1 protein-coding gene is annotated in these 1,048 nt (G+C 62.0%); it reads left to right on the forward strand.

The window, feature by feature from the left end; translation table 11 throughout:
• The coding region (locus tag A3A5_RS0123755) for a sigma-70 factor domain-containing protein (RefSeq protein WP_018312988.1) at positions 1-1,048 on the forward strand (1,048 nt) is incomplete at both ends.

Consider the following 1,048-nt stretch of genomic DNA (forward strand, 5'->3'; position numbering starts at 1 on the left):
GTCAGCACGTTCAGCGACATGGGGGTGGCCGTGTACGAGCAGGCGCCGGACGCTGAGACGCTCCTGCTAAGCGACGCCGCNCCTGCCGCGGCATCCGACGATCAGGAGGACGAAGAAACGGAAGCTGCACTGTCGACCGTCGACTCCGAATTTGGCCGCACGACTGATCCGGTCCGGCTGTACATGCGCGAAATGGGCGCCAGTGAATTGCTAACCCGCGCGGGCGAAATCGAGATCGCAAAACGCATCGAAGGCGGGCTGCAGGACATGATTCAGGCGATCGCCGCGTGTCCGTCGGTCGTATCCACGATACTTGCCGATGTGGACCGCATCGTTGCCGGCGAACTGCGTATCGACGAACTGGTCGATGGCATNAGCGACGACGTGGACGAAAGCGAGATGACGCCAGAGTCCGATGAAGCCCCGGTGGGAGCAGACGCCTCTGACGATGACCCGGACGATGATGACGCGGAAACGGACGCCGCAGCGAACGCAACCCGCCTGGAACAACTCACGATCGACAGTCTTGCGATTTTCGCGCGCGTGCGTGCGCTTTTCGCGCAGTTGCCGGATGCACCCGTTACTGGAAAGGCGCGTNCCGCAGCCGTCGCGCAAATGCGCTCGGAGATCCAGCGCGAGCTGGTGCCGATCCGCTTTACGGCCAAAACGATCGACCGTCTATGTGCCAGCGTGCACGAACAGGTTACCGAGGTTCGTGCGATCGAGCGCAGCATTCTCGATATTGCCGTCGAACGATGTGGCATGCCACGCAAGGCCTTTGTTGAGTCCTTCCCAGGCCGCGAGACCGACCTTGAATGGACCAGCCACACGGCGGCGACTTCGCGGGCGTTTGGCCCGGCGCTAGAGCGACATCTGCCAGCCATTCAGGCCTGTCAGCAGAAACTCATCGACATCGAGGCNAGGGTCTCGCTGCCGCTGCAGCAGCTCAAGCAGATCAACCGCCAGATGACGGCCGCCGAGGCGAAAATGCGGCAGGCCAAGCGAGAGATGACCGAAGCGAACCTTCGTCTTGTCATTTCAATCGCCA

Origin of the sequence: Cupriavidus sp. UYPR2.512 (genome assembly GCF_000379565.1) — a bacterium.
In the GTDB taxonomy this organism is placed as follows: Bacteria; Pseudomonadota; Gammaproteobacteria; order Burkholderiales; family Burkholderiaceae; genus Cupriavidus.